This is a genomic window from Amycolatopsis sp. NPDC059021, from assembly GCF_042739895.1.
Taxonomy (GTDB): Bacteria; Actinomycetota; Actinomycetes; order Mycobacteriales; family Pseudonocardiaceae; genus Amycolatopsis.
On the sequence record NZ_JBHYIQ010000008.1, the window covers coordinates 89,914 to 93,264 of the forward strand.

The following is a 3,351-nucleotide window of genomic DNA, read 5'->3' on the forward strand; positions in this document are numbered from 1 at the left end:
TGGCATGGCCGGCGGCTGCGCCCTTTTTTAATCCCCCCCTGGGCCGAAACACCCTGCCCGGCCACATACACAGCAATGAGCGCTGTGAAGGAGGCCTTCACGGACCGTCGAAAAGCTCAGATGCCGAGGGCGTGGACGCCACCGTCGACCATGATCATCGAGCCGGTGGTGGCGGGCAGCCAGTCCGACAGGACCGCGCAGACGGACTTCGCCGTCGGGTCCGGGTCGGAGCTGTCCCAGCCGAGCGGCGCGCGGTCGCCCCAGCCCTCCTCCAGTTCGCTGAAGCCGGGGATGGACTTCGCGGCCATCGTCTTCATCGGGCCCGCGGACACCAGGTTGACCCGGATGCCCTTCGGCCCGAGTTCCTTCGCCAGGTAGCGGTTGACCGACTCCAGCGCCGCCTTCGCCACGCCCATCCAGTTGTAGACCGGCCACGCGACCCGCGCGTCGAAGTCCATGCCGACGATCGACGCGCCACGGCTCAGCAGCGGCAGCGTGGCCACGGTAAGAGCCTTGAACGAGAACGCCGAGACGTCCACCGCGACCTTCACGTCGTCGCTGGGGGCGTCCAAGAACGGCGCGCCCAGGCAGGTCTGCGGGGCGAAACCGATCGAGTGCAGGACGCCGTCGAGGCCGTCGACGTGCTCACGGACGCGGTCCGCCAGCGAGTCCAGGTGCTCCTGGTTGGTCACGTCCAGCTCCAGGACCGGCGCCTCCTCGGGCAGCCGCTTGGCGATGCGCTCGACGAGCGACAGCCTGCCGAAGCCGGTGAGCACCACCTTCGCCCCCTCCTGCTGAGCGATCTTGGCCGCGTGGAACGCGAGCGACGCGTCGGTGATGACGCCGGTGATGAGCAGGCGCTTGCCTTCGAGCAGTCCGGGCACGAATCCTCCTGGTCGTGGATCGGAAGGGGAAACCGAGGGGGTCAGTGGCCGAGGCCGAGGCCGCCGTCGACGGGCAGCACCGCGCCGTTGACGTAGCCCGCCTCCTCCGAGGCGAGATACCGCACCGCGGCGGCGATTTCCGACGGATCGGCGTAGCGGCCGGCCGGGATCTGGCCGAGGATCTGCTGCTTGCGCTCCTCGCCCAGTTCTTCGGTCATGTCGGTCTGCACGAACCCCGGCGTGACGACGTTCGAGGTGATGTTGCGCGAGCCCAGCTCCCGCGCCAGCGACCGGGCGAAGCCGATCAGCCCGGCCTTGCTCGCCGCGTAGTTCGCCTGGCCCGCCGAACCCGCCAGGGCGACCACCGACGAGATGAACACGAACCGGCCCCACTTGCCCCGCAGCATCCCGCGGGAAGCACGCTTGGCGACGCGGTAGGCGCCGGTCAGGTTCGCGTCGATCACGCGGGCGAACTGGTCCTCGCTCATCCGCATCAGCAGCGTGTCGTCGGTCAGGCCCGCGTTCGACACCAGCACCTCGACTGGGCCCTGGTGCTCCTCGACGAGCTTGAAGGCCGCGTCGATCTGCTCGGTGTCGGTGACGTCGGCCTGAACGCCGAACAGCCCGTCCGGGGCGCCCGAACCGCGGTGGGTGACGGCCACCTTGTGGCCTTGTGCCGCGAGATCCCGGGCGATCGCCAGACCGATGCCACGGTTGCCCCCGGTGACCAGAACCGACCGTCCCACTACCGCACTCCTCGCGTCGTCTCCGCACTGACGGCCACGAGGCTATCGGCTGACGCCGCAGGCCCCGCACCCGCGCCACCCTTACCTACGAGTAGCCGAACCGTCCTAAGCGGATGTTAGGAACGGCCCCCCGTACTTGCCCGTTCGTCACCGACTGTTCATGGTGAGCCTCAACACAGGAGGTCAAGGATGACAACCCGGATCAGCGAGTCCGCGCGCCCGAGCGAACGGCGGGTCATCGGCAACGTGCTGCGCGGATCGATCGGCAACCTGATCGAGTGGTACGACTGGTACGCCTACGCCGCGTTCACCACTTACTTCGCGAAATCGTTCTTCCCCGCCAAGGACACCACGGCGGCTTTCCTCGGGACGGCGGCGGTTTTCGCGGTCGGGTTCCTCATGCGGCCGCTCGGCGGCTGGATGCTCGGCCGGATAGCCGACCGGTTCGGGCGCCGCTTCGCGCTGGTGCTGTCGGTCTCGATGATGGCCTTCGGCTCGCTGCTCATCGCGGTCACCCCGACGTACAAGGACATCGGCATCGCCGCGCCGATCCTGCTGCTGATCGCGCGCCTCATCCAGGGCCTTTCGGTCGGCGGCGAGTACTCCACCTCCGCGACCTATCTGTCCGAAGTGGCCACTCCCGGCAAACGCGGGTTCTACTCCAGTTTCCAGTACGTGACGCTCTACGGCGGCCAGCTCCTCGCGCTCGGCCTCCAGTTGCTGCTCCAGAGCATCCTCACCGAGGCGCAGCTGACTTCGTGGGGCTGGCGCATCGCGTTCGTCGTCGGCGCGGTGGCCGCGGTCGTGGTCATGTACCTGCGGCGGGGCATGGACGAATCCGAGAGCTTCCAGGCCGAAACCGCCAGGAGCGGCGGATCGGGCCGCCAGGCGGGCGAGCGCGGCACGGTGCGCGCGCTGATCAAGTACCCCAAGGAGATCGCGCTCGTCGTCGGCCTGACGCTGGGCGGCACGGTGTCCTTCTACACCTTCGCCACCTACAGCCAGAAGTTCATGGAGAACACCGCGGGCATCCCGCGCCGGACGGTCACCGTCATCCTGTTCTCGGCGATCCTCGTCGCGGCGATCCTGCAGCCGCTCGCCGGAAAGCTGTCCGACCGGATCGGCCGCCGCAAGCTGCTGATGTTCTTCGGCATCGGCGGCACGCTCTGCACCGTCCCGATCATGACGCTGATGGGCGCGACGAAACAACCGGTGCTCGCGTTCCTGCTGATGCTGGCCGGGCTGGTGATCGTCACCGGGTACACCTCGATCAACGCGATCGTGAAGGCCGAGCTGTTCCCGACCAAGATCCGCGCGCTCGGCGTCGGCCTGCCCTACGCGCTCACCGTCGCGATCTTCGGCGGCACCGCGGAACTCATCGCGCAGGCGCTGAAGAGCGCGGGTCACGAATCGGTGTTCTTCTGGTACGTCACGGGCTGCGTGCTGGTCTCGCTCATCGTGTACGGGACAATGCGCGAGACCTCGCACAGTTCCGAGCTGGAACGCGACCGCGAGGCCTGAGGCGAAAGGGATGACGGTGCGCGTGCTGCTGGTCGAGGACGAGCCGGCGATCGCCGAAGCGCTCACCGACATCCTGCACGCCCACCGGCACACGGTCACCCACGTCGCGGGCGGGGGCGCCGCCCCGCGCCGGGCCCCCCGCGCCGTCCGGCTGCTGCTGGGACTGCTTCTCCCCCCCCAGCAACGGGGCCAGGGGCTGG

Annotated in this window: 3 protein-coding genes and 1 pseudogene; 2 read left to right on the plus strand and 2 right to left on the minus strand. The window is 68.7% G+C overall.

The features are described from left to right. Positions 1-116 precede the first annotated feature (116 nt). Together fabI and fabG are read right to left on the minus strand one after the other, a co-directional pair. Positions 117-884: an enoyl-ACP reductase FabI gene (fabI, locus tag ACFWX1_RS06905; RefSeq protein ID WP_378384638.1), complete on the minus strand. Its 768-nt coding sequence runs from the start codon at positions 882-884 to the stop codon at positions 117-119. A 41-nt stretch (positions 885-925) separates the two neighbouring features. After that, positions 926-1,630, minus strand: a complete 705-nt coding sequence (gene fabG / locus ACFWX1_RS06910) for a 3-oxoacyl-ACP reductase FabG (RefSeq protein ID WP_378384640.1) — start codon at positions 1,628-1,630, stop codon at positions 926-928. Between the two features lie 189 nt (positions 1,631-1,819). Between fabG and ACFWX1_RS06915 the strand changes: the two genes are divergently transcribed. Next, positions 1,820-3,151, plus strand: a complete 1,332-nt coding sequence (locus ACFWX1_RS06915; protein WP_378384641.1) for an MFS transporter — start codon at positions 1,820-1,822, stop codon at positions 3,149-3,151. A gap of 10 nt (positions 3,152-3,161) precedes the next feature. Further along, positions 3,162-3,351 (plus strand): annotated as a pseudogene (locus tag ACFWX1_RS06920) (hypothetical protein); the annotation flags it as partial.